The following is a 15,854-nucleotide window of genomic DNA, read 5'->3' as shown; positions in this document are numbered from 1 at the left end:
GCAGTTTCAGGGACCGGCGTCATTGGCCGGTAGAACATTTCGCTGGAGTTCTTGCCCGATCCTGTGAGCCTGCTTATTTGCCGTAGGCAGCGCTTCGCTTGGCGAGTTAAGGCTCTGCCTATAACTATCACCCCGACAGACAATCGACATGACCAGCCACGGCAAATCGCCGCAAAAGATGCTCGCGGACCTCATCGCTCCCCGGACCACAGAATCGGGGGACGTCGAAACGTCGATGCCCGGCCTCTGCCTCTTCCGGCGCGACGCCCCTGCCCCGCCCGCGACCTGCATGATCGAACCGAGCATCGTCCTCGTCGCCCAAGGGATGAAGCAGGTCTGGATTGGTGGCCAGGCGTATGGTTACGACACCGGGCGATTCCTGATGACTTCACTGGATATGCCGGCGAACTCCGAAGTGATGGTCGCGAGCCCGGAACAGCCATGCCTGGGCCTGGTCCTGCGGCTGGATTTGCGCATGGTTGCCGATCTGGTCGCCCAGGGTGGGCTGGCGCCGCGTCTTGAGCGCCCAGTCGGGATTGGTGCGGGCATCGGCACCAGCACAGCGGACTTCCTGGCGCCGTTCGTACGCCTGCTGGCATTGCTGGATGAACCCGAGGCGATCCCCATCCTGGCGCCGCTGATCCAGCGCGAGATCCATTACCGGCTACTGATGAGCGACCAGGCGGCGCGGCTGCGCCAGATCGCGTCCGTCGACAGCCAGGGCTACCGGATCGCCAAGGCCATCGACTGGCTGAAGTTGAACTACGCCGCGCCAATCCGCGTGGATGACCTGGCGGCGCGGGTGCAGATGAGCGCCCCGACCTTTCACCATCACTTCCGCCAACTCACGGCGATGAGCCCTCTGCAATACCAGAAGTGGCTGCGGCTGAACGAAGCAAAACGGCTGATGCTCAACGAACACCTGGACGTGGCCAGCACCGCCTACCGAGTGGGTTACGAAAGCCCCTCGCAGTTCAGCCGCGAATACGCCCGCCTGTTCGGTGCATCGCCCAAGCGGGACATTGCGGCGTTGCGCAGGCCGATTACATCCGGCAGATAAAGCCACTGATGAGCGCATGGACTGATCTTGAAATGAATGAATCTCAAAACCCTGAAACGAGGACACGCACTTCGCCGTATGGTTGAGGCAATCGCCTTGGCTGACCAGACGAAAGAGCTGACGCGGGGTCTTTTTTATACATATAGAATATGCATAATGAAAACATTCAGAGTTCAGTATGACCCAGCGAAAAACTTTGCGAACAAACGGAAACACAAAGTAAGCCTGGCGGACGCCGAAGCCGTATTTTATGACGATATGGCCCTTGAACGTGAGGACAACGATCATGATGAAAAACGGTGGATTATCATCGGGCAAGACGCAACTGGTCGTGTCCTCGTCATTGCGTACACCTACCGCGAGCCGGATTTCGTTCGCGTCATCAGCGCCCGCGTAGCATCCAAAAATGAACTTCATCAGTACCTGGGGGGTGACCTATGAAAGAAGAATATGATTTCAGCACCGCCAAGCGCGGGCCCGTTGCGAGCAGTAAAGGCAAGACTCGCATCACTATCATGCTTGACGACGACGTGATCGAAGCGGCTCGCGAGTGCGCCGAAAGCGCTGGCACTGGGTATCAAACCCTCATTAACAATCTGCTGCGTCAGGCCCTGGTGTCTGAAACTGCCCACAACCTGGCACCAGCAGCTCGGAAGCGGGAGCGGACAGTCAACCCCTATGCAAACGGTATCACCCGGTCCGACGTGAAGGATCTGGAGAAAAGGCTAACCGCCATGACTGAAGAACTGCATAAGATGATGGATGCACCTAAGCCCCGCAAAACCAAGGCATCGGTATGATCTGAGAACACCGGTTCACTCGGAACAAGGCGCCGCCTTAACCCGGTGCCTCTACCACGCCTCCTACGACAATCCTCTTACCCATCTTCTCTCCCACCTCCAACGCCTGCCCATCCCTCTGCTTCCCCTGCCGCGCCTGCCCCACCAGTAAAGGAATCAACTCCCCCTCAGGCAAATGCTTCCAGAACCGCCCGGGCATGTGCTGGCGCAACGCGGTGGGATTGAGCCTCGCCGGGTTGAAGATGTGCCTGTAATAGGTGCGCCACAACTCGGCGCCGGGGTCTTCGGCGTGGCGGGCCCATTGTTGCCATTGCGCAGGGCAGTGGCGCTGGTAATCCAGCGATTGGCCGTCGAAACGAATACCGTCGCGAGGCGTTGCAATCAGCCAGCGTTGCCGACCGAGCCGCTCGGCAAAATGACCGCTCGCGCTCTCGAGGATGTCGTGTGCCGGCTGGTGGAACGCCACCAGGTCCAACTGCAATTGTTCTGCCACGGCTGGCGGCAAGGGGATGAAGCGCACGAAGGCGTGCAAGTGATGAGCCTCGCGACTGACCTGTTTGATGCGCCGTTGCAACTCGCTGCCCAGGCGATCTCCCGCGAGCATGGCGGTGCGGTCGCCATGGGCTACGCGCCAGAGCACTTCGTACAACAGGTTCCAGCGCTGTTCGCCGTGATAACGACTGGCCTGTTGCAACTGGCTCAACAACGCTGCCGGGACGCGAGTGCGGAACGGACCCGGGCCTTGCGGCAAGGGCGTCGGCATTGCCAACAGATCGGCCATGGGGCCCTGAGCCCAAGTCACGTCACAGGGGTCTATTCCGTGACCAAGCAAAATCCGGGCTTGGTCGCGCCAGATGGCGAAATCGTCATCGCAATCCAGCGCGATCATCCCCACAGCCCCATTTGCACAGGCCTTTGCGGATCGCGCAAACGTGCCCGCAGCAAGCCGCTGCGCGTTTGCGCGTCAGCGGGCCGGTAATCGCTGGTCACAATGAAGGGGCGGGCCTTTTCCAGCACGCAGCGCAACTGCACCAGATCGTCATAACGAATCCGCCGCTCCCTGCGCAGCATCACCAGGCGCTGCACGCTACGCAGGCCGATCCCGGGAATGCGCGCCAGCAGGGCCGGCTCGGCACGGTTGAGGTCGAGTGGAAACACATCGCGATTAGCCAGCGCCCAGGCCAGCTTCGGGTCAATGTCCAGGTCCAGGTTGCTGGACGTGTTCAACAGTTCACCCGCCTTGTAGCCGTAGCCACGCATCAGGAAGTCGGCTTGATACAGCCGATGCTCACGCAGTAACGGCGGCGCGGCGAGCGGCACACTGGCGGGGCTGTCGGGAATCGGACTGAAGGCGGAATAGTAGACCCGCCGCAAACCATAACCCTGGTAGAGCGACTCGGCGTTGCTCAGGATGGCATGGTCGTCGGTGGCATCCGCTCCCACGATCACCTGGGTGCTCTGCCCGGCCGGCGCAAAGCGCGGCGCCCGCGGCTCGCCGGCCACCGCCTGCTGACCGTCATGGATGGTGCCCATGGCCTGACGAATCGTGATCAATTGCTTTTCCGGCGCGAGGCGCTTGAGGCTCACCTCGGAGGACAGTTCGATGTTCACACTCAGGCGATCCGCTAGCCGACCCGCCTCCTCGATCAATAGCGGATCGGCATCGGGAATGGTCTTGAGGTGAATGTAGCCTCGGAATTGATGCTCCTCGCGCAGCAAGCGCGCCACGCGAACCAGTTGCTCCATGGTGTAGTCGGCCGAGCGAATGATGCCGGAACTCAGGAACAGCCCGCTGATACAATTGCGACGATAGAAATCCAGCGTCAACCGCACCACTTCCTCCGGCGTAAAGCGCGCCCTCGGCACGTTGCTGGAACGACGGTTGACGCAATACTGGCAGTCGTATAGACAGAAATTGGTCAGCAACACCTTGAGCAGCGAGACACAGCGCCCATCCGGCGTGTAGCTGTGGCAGATCCCCATGCCATCGGTGGCCCCAAGCCCATCGCGACCACGCGAACTGCGCTTGGGCGCCCCACTGCTGGCACACGACGCGTCATATTTGGCGGCGTCTGCAAGAATGCCGAGCTTGGCGATGAGCTGCATGGAGAATTCCCGAATACTGGATGCATGAACAGTATTTGGAGATACACCGATATGCAAGCCCCGTTGGTCAATCCGTTTGCCGATGGACCGACTGAGCCCGACCGCGACATAGGCCTTGTCGGGGCGATGGGCTATAATTCGCCAACCAACGCGATTCGAGGTCCACCCCGATGGGCACTGTCAGCCTGGAAACAAAAAAGGCCTACGCGGCCAGGACTCGCCGGTCCAACTACGCGGCCAGCCTTCGCCTGGAAGGGTTCAAGGTGTCTGCGCAAGACAGCGAAGACAAGCTGCCTTCCCGTGAGGAAGTGTTGAAGACCTTCACCAAGACCCGAGCCTGATGCCCGACAAATACGGCGTCGGCGAAGACGCCTATTGTTACCCGGGCTCCACGGTCCTGCGCAATAAACTCGATATCCGCGACGAACCGACCCTGAGCGAAGCCGAACAACAGCTCTCGGCCATTGCTGCGGGCAACGTCGAATTCAGCCCTCCACCCTACAACCTGGCTTATCTCCAAGATATTCATCGAGCATTGTTCTCGGACCTTTTCGAATGGGCCGGAGAGCTGCGGACCGTTGGCATGGCCAAACAAGCCACGCGTTTTTGCCAACCTGAATACATGGAGAAGGAAGCCAACAAGATATTCGCCAACCTGGCGGCGTCGAACTGGTTCGAGGGACTGAGCAGAACAGAACTGATCATCGCCGTGGCAGACGCCTATTCCGATATCAACATCATCCACCCATTCCGCGAAGGCAACGGCCGCGCCCAGCGCATCCTGTTTGAACACCTCATCATGAATGCCGGATTCGAGATCAGTTGGTGGGGGATCGATAAGGACGAATGGATCGACGCCAATATCGCGGCTTATAACTGTGTGCAGGCCCCCATGGAGGCGGTTTTTGAGAAGTGCATTGGGGAAATGATTCAGACCTGAGCCGCGGACAGTTGCACTTCATCACTGATAAACTGCGCCGATCCGCCCTTCTGATCCAAATTCCCCAATGCCTTTACACGCCGCTCCGCTGTCCCGCCGCTTTTCCGTTGCCCCCATGATGGATTGGACTGACCCCCATTGCCGGTACTTCCTGCGCATCCTCTCCAAACATGCCCTGCTCTACACCGAGATGGTCACCACCGGCGCCCTGCTCAACGGTGATCACGAGCGTTTCCTGCGTCACCACGAAACCGAGCACCCGCTGGCCCTGCAATTGGGCGGCAGCGTTCCCGCCGACTTGGCCGCCTGCGCCCGAATGGCCGAGGAACATGGCTACGATGAGGTCAACCTGAATGTAGGTTGTCCGAGCGACCGGGTGCAGAACAACATGATCGGCGCCTGCCTGATGGGCCATCCCGGGCTGGTGGCCGATTGTGTGAAGGCCATGCGTGATGCGGTGTCGATTCCAGTGACGGTGAAGCATCGGATTGGAATAAATGGTCGAGACAGCTACGAACAATTGTGCGATTTCGTCGGGACAGTGCGTGAGGCCGGGTGTGGCAGTTTTACCGTGCATGCGCGAATCGCCATTCTGGAGGGGTTGTCGCCCAAGGAGAACCGCGACATTCCACCGCTACGTTATGACGTGGTGGCGCAGCTGAAAGCTGACTTCCCTGAGCTGGAAATCGTCCTCAACGGCGGCATCAAGACGCTGCAGGCGTGTCATGAACACCTGCGGACGTTCGACGGGGTGATGCTCGGACGCGAGGCATACCACAACCCTTATCTGCTGGCCGAAGTGGACCAGCAATTGTTCGGCAGCACTGCGCCAGTCATCAGCCGCGCCGAGGCCTTGGCGCAACTGCGGCCTTATATCGCCGCGCACTTGGCGGCTGGCGGCGCCATGCATCACATCACCCGGCATGTGCTGGGGCTGGGTACGGGGTTTGCGGGGGCGCGGCGGTTCCGGCAGTTGTTGTCGGTGGACATTCACAAGACCAAGGATCCGTTGGCGCTCCTGGATCAGGCCGGGCAGTTGCTTGAAGGGCGTTAACCATCACTTGCTTTGAACCTGCGCGCTGTTTTGGCATCGTATCTACCGATAGTTGCCCCGGCCTTTCAAACAGCCGTTTCCGGGTTGTTGCCGCTGGGGCCATCGATACCTCTCCACGCCCTTGAGTGGCTGCCGGCCCTCGGGTAATGTCAACGGACCCATAGGACAGAGCACGCTCATGACTTCCAAGCTGGAACAACTCAAGCAGTTCACTACCGTCGTGGCCGATACTGGCGACTTCGAAGCCATCGCCCGCATCAAACCGGTGGACGCCACCACCAACCCTTCCCTGCTGCTCAAGGCTTCGGCCATTCACGGTTATGCCGAGCTGCTGAACGCCTGCGTGGCGGATTGCAAGGGTGACGTGGGCCTGGCCAGCGACCGTTTTGGTGTAGCGGTCGGGCAAGAAATCCTCAAGGTGATCCCGGGGCGCATCTCCACCGAAGTGGATGCACGCCTGTCGTTCGACACCGAGGCCATGTTGAAGCGCGCCCATCGCCTGGTCGACCTGTACGAAAAGGCCGGTGTGGGCCGGGATCGCGTGCTGATCAAGATCGCCTCCACCTGGGAAGGCATCCGCGCCGCCGAGCAATTGGAGCGCGAAGGCATCCAGTGCAACCTGACGCTGCTGTTCTCCTTCGCCCAGGCCGCGGCCTGCGCCGACGCCGGTGTGTTCCTGATTTCGCCATTCGTGGGCCGTATCTATGACTGGTACAAAAAGGCCAACGGCAATGACTACACCGGGGCCGACGATCCCGGCGTGCAGTCGGTGACGCGCATCTACAACTACTACAAGGCCAATGACTACAAGACCGTGGTCATGGGCGCCAGCTTCCGTAATCTCAATCAGATCGAGCAACTGGCCGGCTGCGACCGCTTGACCGTCAGCCCCGAACTGCTGGAAAAACTGGCCGCCGACGAGGGCAAGCTGGAACGCAAGCTGGCGCCTGGCCAGGCCGGGGAAGCGCGTCTGAGCCTCAATGAGGCGCAGTTCCGCTGGTTGTCCAACGAGGATGCCATGGCAACCGAGAAACTGGCTGAAGGCATTCGTCAGTTCGCTCGGGACCAGGAGAAGCTGGAAGCGTTGCTGCAAGCCAAGCTCTGAGCTGAACCGGCGGCATGCAAAAGGGCGAACCTGGATGGGTTCGCCCTTTTTTTGTTCTGTTTGGCTCAAGAGATATGGCGGATCGACAAACGCCATCGCGAGCAAGCTCGCTCCCACAGTTTCTGACCGAGTCCAACCTTGATCCCTGTGGGAGCGAGCCTGCTCGCGAAGGCCTCAGCTCGGTCTACAACACCCAGGATCAGGGCCGCTCCAACGCACTCACCAGGTCATGGAACGCTTCACGATTGGAGTCGTTCAGCCCCATGAGGATCTTGTGCGCTTCAAGCACCTTGATCCGCACGTCCTCTTCGGACTGGTCCTGATCAGGCAGATCATCCAGGCATTCCGGGCATGGCACCGGATCGCCGACGATGTTGAACACCTGATCGAAGCCCATCGACTGCAGCAAACGGGTAATGTCGTTGTGGGTGGTGACAACGGTCGGCAGCAGGCCGACCTTTTGCCGCGACAGGATCGACAATTTGGCCAGCAGGCCCAGGGTGGTGCTGTCGATGCTGCGGGTTTCGGTCAGGTCGATCACGATGGCGTTGAAGTTCAACGCGGTGAAGATCTTCTCGATTGTCGCATCCAGCGCCGAACACAGGGTCAGGCGCACTTCACCGACAAACTTCAGGACGAAGGTGCCGTCCTGCTCGGCGAACTGGATTCTACCGGTACTCATCAAAGATTCCTGCTCAACACTAACAGGGCGATATCATCCGGCATCTCCCCTAGCGTGGCTAATCCAAACACTTGCCGCAGGCCTTCCAGGCTGCCGCCCGCCGCACTTACCCGTTCAGGCAAGGCCGCTTCTTTCTCTTTGAGTGTAGGTTCCGACAAAAGGTCCAGAATGCCATCAGACATCAGCGTCAGGCTGAAAGCCGGAGGCAGTTCCAGCACGTGATCTTCATAGGTGGCCTCGTTGAACAGGCCTACCGGCAAGCCACGCCCTTCCAGGTAACGAACACTGTCAGGTGTGTACAACACGGGCAACGGCAGGTGACCGCCGATGCTATACGTCAACAAACCAGTCTCCTCGTCGATGACTCCACCGACCATCGTGACGTGTTTGCCCAGCTTACAACTGATCAGGCCTCGGTTGATATGCCCAAGGACCTCCGAAGGCTTGAATTCGGGCAACGTACCATTGCGCTTGGATTCGAACAGCAGGCGCGTGGTCATGAACTTCAGCAGTACGGTCACGAATGCCGACGAAGCACCGTGTCCGGAAACATCCGCCAGGTAGAAAGCCACTCGGCGCTCATCGACCCGGAAATAATCGACAAAATCCCCCGACAGGTACAACGACGGGATGATCTGGTGGGCAAAACGGAAACCGTCGACGGTCCAGGGGCTGACTGGCAGCATGTTCATCTGCACCTGACGCCCGGCGTTCTGGTCTTCCTGCAACAGGTTCAGGCTGGCTTCCAGCTCACGGTTGGCCGTTTCCAGCTTCTCGCGATAGCGCTGATTCTCGACCAACAGGCGCGAGCGGTCCAGGGCTCGACGCACCGAATGCTCGAGCACGGCAAGGTCTTCGAGGGGCTTGATCAGGTAATCCGCCGCGCCCAGGCGCAATGCCTCGACCGCGTCGTTCATCACCCCCGCGCCCGACACCACGATCACCGGAGTCTGTGACGATAGCTCGGTGACCTGGCGAATGAGTTCGAGTCCGCCCATCTGCGGCATGCGCAGGTCGCAGATGACCAGGTCGGGCTTGTCCTGCTCGAATACCTGAAGACCCTGCTGGCCGTTGCTGGCCTGCAGGACGCTGAAACCACTGTCTTCCAAGTAGGCTGCGAGGCTGGCTCGCACCACTTCGTCATCATCGATTATCAGCAGCGTGGCACTGGTTTTTGGCATGTGGGCAAACGGCGCCAGAATTAGGTTGGCGTAGGGGGCTGGGCAACTGGGCCTGGCACGCACTACTGGATTCGCTTTCTAGCCTCTCTGTCGTACAGGTTTCAGGCGTTTGCCCTACACGCATATACATCAGAGGTGCCCTTCTAAGGCGCAGACGGTACTCCCATCCGCGGGGCGTTTCAAGCTCATGCAGATAGCCCGCTCGAGCTCTTTATTTGTCAAAGCACAGAGAGTTATAAGAACCGAGCGAAGCGTAACTCAATGGAAGGTTGATTCCGGCCCTGGACAGAAGCCAAAGCACGAAAGGCGGCCTTTCGGGCCGCCTTTCGCATTCAACCGGCCGAAATCAGAAATCGTCTTCGACCTGGCCATCCTTGACCTTGAATTCACGGTTCTGCAGGAAGGCGTTGCGCAGGAACACATACTTGTCGCCACTGACCATTTTCTCGGCCGACAACAGGCTGGCGCGGGTATCGACGATGTTCAGGCCCCAGATCGAATTACGCACCGAGACGTTGTCGATGTAGGGGTATGGGGTGGCGTAGCTGTCGACCAGTTTGGCCGGCGCGTCACGCAGAGTGCTCGGCCCCAGCAGTGGCAGCATCAGGTAGGGGCCGCTGCCCAGCCCCCAATATCCCAGGGTCTGGCCGAAATCTTCATCGTTGCGCTGCAGCCCCATCTGGGTCCCGACATCGAAGAAGCCCAGCAGGCCGAACGTCGTGTTGAAGATCAACCGGGCAGTATCGACCCCCGCGGCAGCCGGCTTGGCTTGCAGCACATCGTTGGCCAGGTTGCCGACGTCACCGATGTTGCGAAACATGTTGTGGATGCCGTCTTCGAGGAACTGCGGCGTCACGTACTGGTAACCCTGGGCCAGCGGCTTCAGCGCGTAGGTGTCGATGGTGTCATTGAAGGTGAATATCGGACGGTTGACGCTTTCCCAAGGATCTTCTTCCGTGGCGGCGTGAGCGGCGAACGGCACCAGCAGAACGCTGGCAGATAGACACAGCTGAGCTAGACGATGGCTCCAGCGCATAGGGAAAAACTCCTTGGATTATTCAGGCAAGGGCGCCGAGCCCAGGCGGTAAGGTGGCTAGTATAAGGCGGAACGCGTGGATAGGCAGCAGAGAAAAAGGAAGCTCTCCGTAGGAATTTTCCATACGGGTCGCCTTCATCCCACTGTAACCGGACTGTCATCGTGCCTCGTTAGGCTGCGGGTTATTTCAAGGACGTCCACATGCCCCGCGCCGAAACCAAGCCGCTCCCCGCCCCCAGCCTGACGGCCGTCCTGTTTGGCCTCAGTGGATGCCTGGTTGATTTCGGCTCGCGTGCTCGCCAGCCAGGGATTATGCCGGCCGAGCACACGCAACTTACACCCGGGGCGTTGGAAAGCCTGCAACGCCTGCGGCAGCTCGACATCCCCTGCGCCTGGCTTGACGAATTGCCACCCGCCATCAGCCACGGGTTGGCGGCCTCACTGCCGGCATGGGTGAAATCTCCGCAACTTCCTGCAACAAATAATCCGTGGCCAGCGCCCCATGCCTGTTGGCAAGCCCTCATGGCGCTGGATGTCAGGCAACTGGATGGCTGCGTATTGGTCAGCGGCGAACCGAAGCTGTTGCAGTCGGGGCTAAACGCCGGTCTATGGACCATCGGGCTGGCATCCTGCGGCTCGCTGTGCGGCCTTACGCCCGCCGAATGGCAAGCCTTGAGCCAGCAGGAACGAGAAATCAAACGGGCCAAGGCCACCGTGCAGTTGTTCGGCCTGGGCGTGCATTCGGTGATCGATCACCTGGGCGAACTCGATACCTGCCTGGCCGATATCAGCCTGCGTCGCCTCAAAGGCGAGAAGCCGTGACCAGGATCATGCAGGGCGCTTGAGTGTGGATTACTCTTAAGGCAAGCCATGGACTTCTGACGCTGCGTCGCGGTCCATGGCAGTGCCTATCAACAAAGGGAGTACGCCAATGCCTGCCCGCGAATTGCAAGAACAGCTCAACAAACTGCGCGAGCAATTGGAACAGAATCCACCTCTTTCCGAAGTCGAGCGCGACGACCTGCACGCGCTGATGCAACAGATAGAACTTGAGCTTGAGTTGGAAACCCAAACATCGGACACCAACCTCGCTGACAATGTGAACCTGGCCGTCGAACGCTTCGAGCTGGAGCATCCGACGCTGGCCGGGACCTTGCGCAACATCGTGCAAGCGTTGGGCAATATGGGAATCTGACTCCCGTCAAACGCAAAAAGCCCCGCTATCGCCAGCAGGGCTTTTTAGTAATCTGCATATTGAAATGCAATCCACTGTGGGAGCGAGCCTGCTCGCGAAAGCGGCGTGAAAGTCAGCACATGTGTTGAATGTACGACCGCCTTAGCGAGCAGGCTTGCTCCCACAAAAGTCCTCCCACAAGGTCTCTTCCACAAGAACTCTTCAGGAAGGAAATTTTATTGCCGAACCAGACGCTGGTTCGGCAGTTGCACATCCTCGGTGCTGCGGTACGGATTGATATCCAACCCACCCCGGCGCACATACCGCGCATATACCGTCAATTTCTCCGGCTTGAGCAAGCGTTGCAGGTCGAGGAAGATCCGCTCGACGCACTGCTCATGGAAGTCCGAATGCTGGCGGAAGCTGACGATGTAAGCCAGCAGGCTGGCGTGGTCCAGCGCCGCCCCGCGATATTCCACCGCCACGCTGCCCCAGTCCGGCTGGCTGGTTACCGGGCAGTTGGACTTGAGCAGATGGCTGTGCAGGCTTTCCTCGACGATACGCGATGCATCGCAACGCAGCAGCTCCGGACGCGGGTGCTCGTAGGAGTCGACAGTGATGTCCAGGTCGTCAACGCAGACGCCGGGTAATGCAACGATGCCTTCGCTCTCGACATCCTTGAGGCTGCGAATCCGCACACCTACCGGCTTGCCCGCCGCGGTCGAAAGGTCCTGGCGCAGCGTGGCTTCCAGGCTCGCGCTGTCGCTGAACGCCGTCTGGTTCAAGGAGTTCAGGTACAGCTTGAAGGATTTGGATTCGATGATATTTGGCGAATCCGCCGGGATCGCGAATTCACCGATGGCGACAACCGGCTTGCCGGACGGCAGCAGCCATGACAGCTCGAAACAGTTCCAGAAATCCACGCCCTTGTACGGCAGGGTCTCGGCCGTCAGGCCCAGTTCCGCCCATTTCGCGGTGCGCGGGATCGGAAACAGCAATGACGGCGTGTACGTGGCGATGTATTCGCTGGATTTGCCCAGCGGCGAGTGTTCGGCTGCGGGATGCATGACGGAAACCTGACTGAAGAATCAGCGGATTCTACCAGCCTTTATGGTTTCCTTGAGCGCTTGCTCCGCCAACTGGCTTACAGTTGCATTACAACTTTGTCAGCTTGCCCCATGACACCATGCACCACGGTATAACGCCCACGTTCAAACACAGCCTTGAGCCCGACCATGAAACTGCTGATCGTCGAAGACCAACTGAAAACCGGCCAGTACCTGCGCCAAGGCTTGAGCGAAGCCGGGTTCAACGCCGATCTGGTGGCTGATGGCAGCACCGGCCAGCAACTGGCCGTGAGCGGTGAATATGCGCTGTTGATTCTTGACGTGATGCTACCCGGCCGCGATGGCTGGCAGATTCTGCAAGCGGTGCGCGGCGCCGGGCTGGACACGCCGGTGCTGTTTCTCACCGCGCGGGATGCGATAGAGGATCGTGTGCATGGCCTGGAATTGGGTGCCGATGATTACCTGATCAAGCCCTTCGCCTTTTCCGAACTGCTGGCCCGGGTGCGCAGCCTGCTGCGCCGAGGCAGTTCGGCGGCCCAGGAAACCAGCCTGCAACTGGCGGACCTGCGGCTGGACTTGATCCGGCGCCGGGTAGAGCGCGGTGGCAAACGCATCGACCTGACCGCCAAGGAATTCGCCCTGCTGGAGATGCTGCTGCGGCGCCAAGGCGAAGTATTGCCAAAGTCGTTGATTGCCTCACAAGTCTGGGACATGAATTTCGACAGTGACACCAATGTCATCGAGGTGGCGATCCGGCGTCTGCGGATCAAGATCGACGACGAGTTTCCCGACAAGCTGATCCACACCGTGCGCGGCATGGGCTATGTCCTTGAAGAGCGCAACCTGTGAGTCGCCGATGGTCGCTGAGCAATCGGTTGGCGCTGCTTTTCGCCGCCTGCACCGCCATCGTGTCGTTGTTTGCCGGCGTGCTGTTCAGCCGCGGCAGTGAGGCACACTTCATCGAACTGGACCAGCAGTTGCTCGAAGCCAAATTGACTGGCGTGCGCCGCGCCCTGCAAGATGGCCCCAACCCCCAGGCGCGCCTGGCGGACGAGTTGAGCCGCCAGCCGGACCTTGCCTTGCGCATCAAGGACCGCGATGGCGTGCGCTGGCATGACAGCTCGATCCGCCTGCCGGTCCAGGTGCCTGAACGGCCCGGCCTGTCGACCCTCAACGACACCGACAATGACTACCGCGTATTAAACGCGCCGCTGGATCCCAATCGTGCGGATTCGCCCCAACTGACACTGCTGCTGGACATCACCCACCACCAGCATTTCCTGCAACGCATGCAGCGCCTGATCTGGCTGACCGTCGGCCTCTCGGCGCTGGCGACCGCCCTGCTTGGCGCCTGGGCCGCCCGGCGTGGCTTGCGCCCCCTGCGCCGCATGGGCGCCATTGCCAGCAGCGTCTCGGCACGTTCGCTCAATGCTCGACTGCCAGAACAACACATGCCCGCCGAACTGGCGGAACTGGCCCACAGCATCAACGACATGCTTGGACGCCTCGACGATGCCTTCCAGCGCCTCTCCGCATTCTCCGCCGACATCGCCCACGAACTGCGTACGCCGTTGTCGAATCTGCTGACCCATACCCAGGTCACGCTCACCCGCGAACGCTCGTTGGGCGACTATCGCGAAGCCCTGCACAGCAATCTCGAAGAGCTGCAATGGATGGCACAACTGGTCAACGACATGCTTTACCTGGCCAAGGCCGACCATGGCTTGCTGGCCGTCCAGCGCGAACCACTGGAGCTGGCGCTGGAAACGGACCTGCTGCTGGAGTTTTTCGCGCCGCTGGCCGAAGACGCCGAGGTAAAGCTGAGCCGCGAAGGGAACGCACGTATCGAGGGCGACCGCAGCATGCTGCGCCGCGCGCTGTCCAATCTGCTGGACAACGCCCTGCGCTTCAGCCCCGGTGGTGGCGAGGTGCGGATACGGATTGTCGACGGGCCGCAGACTGTGCGCATCGATGTGGAAAACAGTGGCGGGGAAATTCCGGCGGCGCTGCTGCCGCGCCTGTTCGACCGTTTTTACCGCGCCGACCCGGCTCGCCAGGAAGGCAGCAGTGAGCACGCCGGGCTGGGGCTGGCCATTACCCGCTCCATCATCCGCGCCCATGACGGGGATATCCGCTGTGAATCGGCCGATGGCTGGACGCGGTTCGTGGTCGAGTTGCCCAAGGCCGGTCAGCCCTGACACAAAACCCTGTGGCGAGGGAGCTTGCTCCCGCTGGAGTGCGAAGCGCTCCCAAAAAATCTGAAAGTCTGCACATCATCCATAATAAGCCCGCCGCTTTTGGGGCTGCTGCGCAGCCCAGCGGGAGCAAGCTCCCTCGCCACGGGGGCTTCCCGCGTTATCAGGAATACCGCAACGCCTGCGCAGGTTCGATCTTCGCCGCGCGCCAGGCCGGGTATACGGTGGCGAGGAAGCTGAGGATGAACCCGGCGGAGCAGATCAGCAGCACGTCGCCACGCTGCAGTTCCGACGGCAGGTTGCTGACGAAGTACACATCGGAACTGAAAATGTGCTGGCCGCTGACCCTTTCCAGCCAACCCACCAGCGCGCTGACATTCAACGCCGCAATCACCCCCAGCACCCCGCCGATCAACGTGCCCACCACGCCGATCACCGTGCCCTGGACCATGAAGATTGCCATGATCTGCCGCGGCGTGGCGCCGATGGTGCGCAGGATCGCGATGTCCGCGCCCTTGTCGTTCACCACCATGATCAACGTGGCGATGATGTTGAAAGCCGCCACCGCGACGATCATCAACAGCAGCAGGCCGATCATGGTTTTTTCCATTTTCATGGCGCTGAACAGGCTGCCCTGGGTGTGGGTCCAGTCGTCGGCCTTGTAGGCCGTGCCAAGCCCGCTGGCGATGTCACCGGAGACTTTCGGCGCTGCGTACAAATCTTTCACCGCCAGACGCACGCTCTGTACCTGGTTCGGTTGCCAATGCTGCATCTGCGCGGCGTCGGCCAGGTGAATCAGCGCCATGGAACCGTCCAGCTCGGCGCCGACCTTGAACACCCCCACCACATTCAGCCGCTGCATCCGCGGGGTGATGCCCCCCGGCGCAGTGCTGACTTCCGGCACGATCAGGGTCACCTTGTCGCCGACATTCAAGCGAAAGCGCCGCGCGGTGATCTCACCGATCACCACGCCGAACTCGCCGGGCTTCAAGGCGTCGAGACGCCCCTGGACGATGTGCTGGGCGACAATCGAGACCTTGCCTTCCTGGGCCGGATCGACGCCGCTGATCTGGATCGGCTGCATCGAACCTTTATGGCTCAGCATCCCTTCCATCTCGGTGAACGGCACCGCAGCCGTCACTTCAGGATTTTTTAATGCCGCGGCGGCCACCGGTTGCCAATCGTCGATCGGGTTGACGCCGACGATAGTGGCGTGAGGCACCATGCCGAGGATGCGCGAGCTCATTTCGCGCTGGAAGCCGTTCATCACCGACAACACGACAATCATCGCCAACACGCCAAGGGCGAGGCCGATCATCGAAGTCATGGAAATGAACGAGACAAAACGATTGCGGCGCTTGGCGCGGGTATAGCGCGTGCCGATGAAAATCGATAACGGTCTGAACATTCGCTGGGCACCGTATGAAAATAAAAGACCCGGCGCCGTATCAGCT

18 protein-coding genes are annotated in these 15,854 nt (G+C 60.3%); 11 read left to right on the top strand and 7 right to left on the bottom strand.

Annotated elements, in window-relative coordinates; all coding sequences use genetic code 11:
* Positions 1 to 148: 148 nt before the first annotated feature.
* From J3P96_RS10005 to J3P96_RS09995, 3 genes are all read left to right on the top strand, one after another.
* Entirely contained in the window at positions 149 to 1,060 is a 912-nt protein-coding gene (locus J3P96_RS10005) for an AraC family transcriptional regulator N-terminal domain-containing protein (RefSeq protein ID WP_434656765.1), read from the top strand.
* Between the two features lie 156 nt (positions 1,061 to 1,216).
* Complete coding sequence (locus J3P96_RS10000) at positions 1,217 to 1,501, top strand: BrnT family toxin (RefSeq protein WP_434658148.1); 285 nt, start codon at positions 1,217 to 1,219, stop codon at positions 1,499 to 1,501.
* Positions 1,498 to 1,860: a BrnA antitoxin family protein gene (locus tag J3P96_RS09995; protein WP_434656762.1), complete on the top strand. Its 363-nt coding sequence runs from the start codon at positions 1,498 to 1,500 to the stop codon at positions 1,858 to 1,860. The genes J3P96_RS10000 and J3P96_RS09995 overlap by 4 nt, the downstream gene beginning before the upstream one ends.
* A gap of 37 nt (positions 1,861 to 1,897) precedes the next feature.
* On the opposite strand, the gene J3P96_RS09990 is transcribed toward J3P96_RS09995, so the two are convergent.
* The gene (locus J3P96_RS09990) at positions 1,898 to 2,749 is read right to left on the bottom strand and encodes a TIGR03915 family putative DNA repair protein (RefSeq protein WP_434656760.1); all 852 of its coding nucleotides are present in this window, start codon (positions 2,747 to 2,749) and stop codon (positions 1,898 to 1,900) included.
* Complete coding sequence (locus tag J3P96_RS09985; protein ID WP_434656758.1) at positions 2,746 to 3,966, bottom strand: putative DNA modification/repair radical SAM protein; 1,221 nt, start codon at positions 3,964 to 3,966, stop codon at positions 2,746 to 2,748. Before J3P96_RS09985 ends, J3P96_RS09990 begins: the two co-directional genes overlap by 4 nt.
* Positions 3,967 to 4,136: 170 nt before the next feature.
* On the opposite strand from J3P96_RS09985, the gene J3P96_RS09980 reads away from it, so the two are divergent.
* From J3P96_RS09980 to tal, 4 genes are all read left to right on the top strand, one after another.
* Positions 4,137 to 4,307, top strand: a complete 171-nt coding sequence (locus tag J3P96_RS09980) for a YhfG family protein (protein WP_434601288.1) — start codon at positions 4,137 to 4,139, stop codon at positions 4,305 to 4,307.
* On the top strand, positions 4,307 to 4,906 hold the full coding sequence (locus J3P96_RS09975) for a putative adenosine monophosphate-protein transferase Fic (protein ID WP_434656756.1): 600 nt from the start codon (positions 4,307 to 4,309) through the stop codon (positions 4,904 to 4,906). The genes J3P96_RS09980 and J3P96_RS09975 overlap by 1 nt, the downstream gene beginning before the upstream one ends.
* Before the next feature lie 67 nt (positions 4,907 to 4,973).
* Positions 4,974 to 5,960: a tRNA dihydrouridine(20/20a) synthase DusA gene (gene dusA / locus J3P96_RS09970; protein WP_434656754.1), complete on the top strand. Its 987-nt coding sequence runs from the start codon at positions 4,974 to 4,976 to the stop codon at positions 5,958 to 5,960.
* A 178-nt stretch (positions 5,961 to 6,138) separates the two neighbouring features.
* Positions 6,139 to 7,065, top strand: coding sequence for a transaldolase (gene tal, locus J3P96_RS09965; protein WP_305500037.1), 927 nt, complete (start codon positions 6,139 to 6,141; stop codon positions 7,063 to 7,065).
* A 199-nt stretch (positions 7,066 to 7,264) separates the two neighbouring features.
* Here the strand turns inward: tal and rssC are convergent, their stop codons facing one another.
* The 3 genes from rssC to J3P96_RS09950 all read right to left on the bottom strand — a co-directional run bounded on the left by rssC (position 7,265) and on the right by J3P96_RS09950 (position 9,964).
* The gene (gene rssC / locus J3P96_RS09960; RefSeq protein WP_305500035.1) at positions 7,265 to 7,747 is read right to left on the bottom strand and encodes an anti-sigma factor antagonist RssC; all 483 of its coding nucleotides are present in this window, start codon (positions 7,745 to 7,747) and stop codon (positions 7,265 to 7,267) included.
* Entirely contained in the window at positions 7,747 to 8,928 is a 1,182-nt protein-coding gene (gene rssB / locus J3P96_RS09955; RefSeq protein WP_434573055.1) for a two-component system response regulator RssB, read from the bottom strand. The genes rssC and rssB overlap by 1 nt, the downstream gene beginning before the upstream one ends.
* A gap of 346 nt (positions 8,929 to 9,274) precedes the next feature.
* Entirely contained in the window at positions 9,275 to 9,964 is a 690-nt protein-coding gene (locus J3P96_RS09950; RefSeq protein WP_434629786.1) for an MlaA family lipoprotein, read from the bottom strand.
* Positions 9,965 to 10,165: 201 nt separating this feature from the next.
* Here J3P96_RS09950 and J3P96_RS09945 point away from each other — a divergent pair, with 201 nt between their 5' ends.
* Together J3P96_RS09945 and J3P96_RS09940 are read left to right on the top strand one after the other, a co-directional pair.
* Positions 10,166 to 10,786, top strand: coding sequence for an HAD family phosphatase (locus tag J3P96_RS09945; RefSeq protein WP_434629783.1), 621 nt, complete (start codon positions 10,166 to 10,168; stop codon positions 10,784 to 10,786).
* A gap of 109 nt (positions 10,787 to 10,895) precedes the next feature.
* A complete protein-coding gene (locus tag J3P96_RS09940) occupies positions 10,896 to 11,159 on the top strand; it encodes a DUF4404 family protein (RefSeq protein WP_434656753.1) in 264 nt (87 codons plus the stop codon).
* Positions 11,160 to 11,374: 215 nt separating this feature from the next.
* On the opposite strand, the gene queF is transcribed toward J3P96_RS09940, so the two are convergent.
* Entirely contained in the window at positions 11,375 to 12,205 is an 831-nt protein-coding gene (gene queF, locus J3P96_RS09935; protein ID WP_434656752.1) for an NADPH-dependent 7-cyano-7-deazaguanine reductase QueF, read from the bottom strand.
* Positions 12,206 to 12,373: 168 nt separating this feature from the next.
* Here queF and J3P96_RS09930 point away from each other — a divergent pair, with 168 nt between their 5' ends.
* Together J3P96_RS09930 and J3P96_RS09925 are read left to right on the top strand one after the other, a co-directional pair.
* Positions 12,374 to 13,054, top strand: a complete 681-nt coding sequence (locus tag J3P96_RS09930; RefSeq protein WP_434629774.1) for a heavy metal response regulator transcription factor — start codon at positions 12,374 to 12,376, stop codon at positions 13,052 to 13,054.
* Complete coding sequence (locus J3P96_RS09925) at positions 13,051 to 14,403, top strand: heavy metal sensor histidine kinase (RefSeq protein ID WP_434656751.1); 1,353 nt, start codon at positions 13,051 to 13,053, stop codon at positions 14,401 to 14,403. Before J3P96_RS09930 ends, J3P96_RS09925 begins: the two co-directional genes overlap by 4 nt.
* Before the next feature lie 160 nt (positions 14,404 to 14,563).
* Here J3P96_RS09925 and J3P96_RS09920 read toward each other — a convergent pair whose 3' ends face one another.
* Positions 14,564 to 15,808, bottom strand: a complete 1,245-nt coding sequence (locus tag J3P96_RS09920) for a lipoprotein-releasing ABC transporter permease subunit (protein WP_434656748.1) — start codon at positions 15,806 to 15,808, stop codon at positions 14,564 to 14,566.
* Positions 15,809 to 15,854 lie beyond the last annotated feature (46 nt).

Origin of the sequence: Pseudomonas sp. R3-56 (assembly GCF_051132075.1) — a bacterium.
GTDB lineage: Bacteria > Pseudomonadota > Gammaproteobacteria > Pseudomonadales > Pseudomonadaceae > Aquipseudomonas.
The sequence above is the reverse complement of the archived record's forward strand: the minus strand, read 5'-3'. Positions and strand labels throughout refer to the sequence as shown.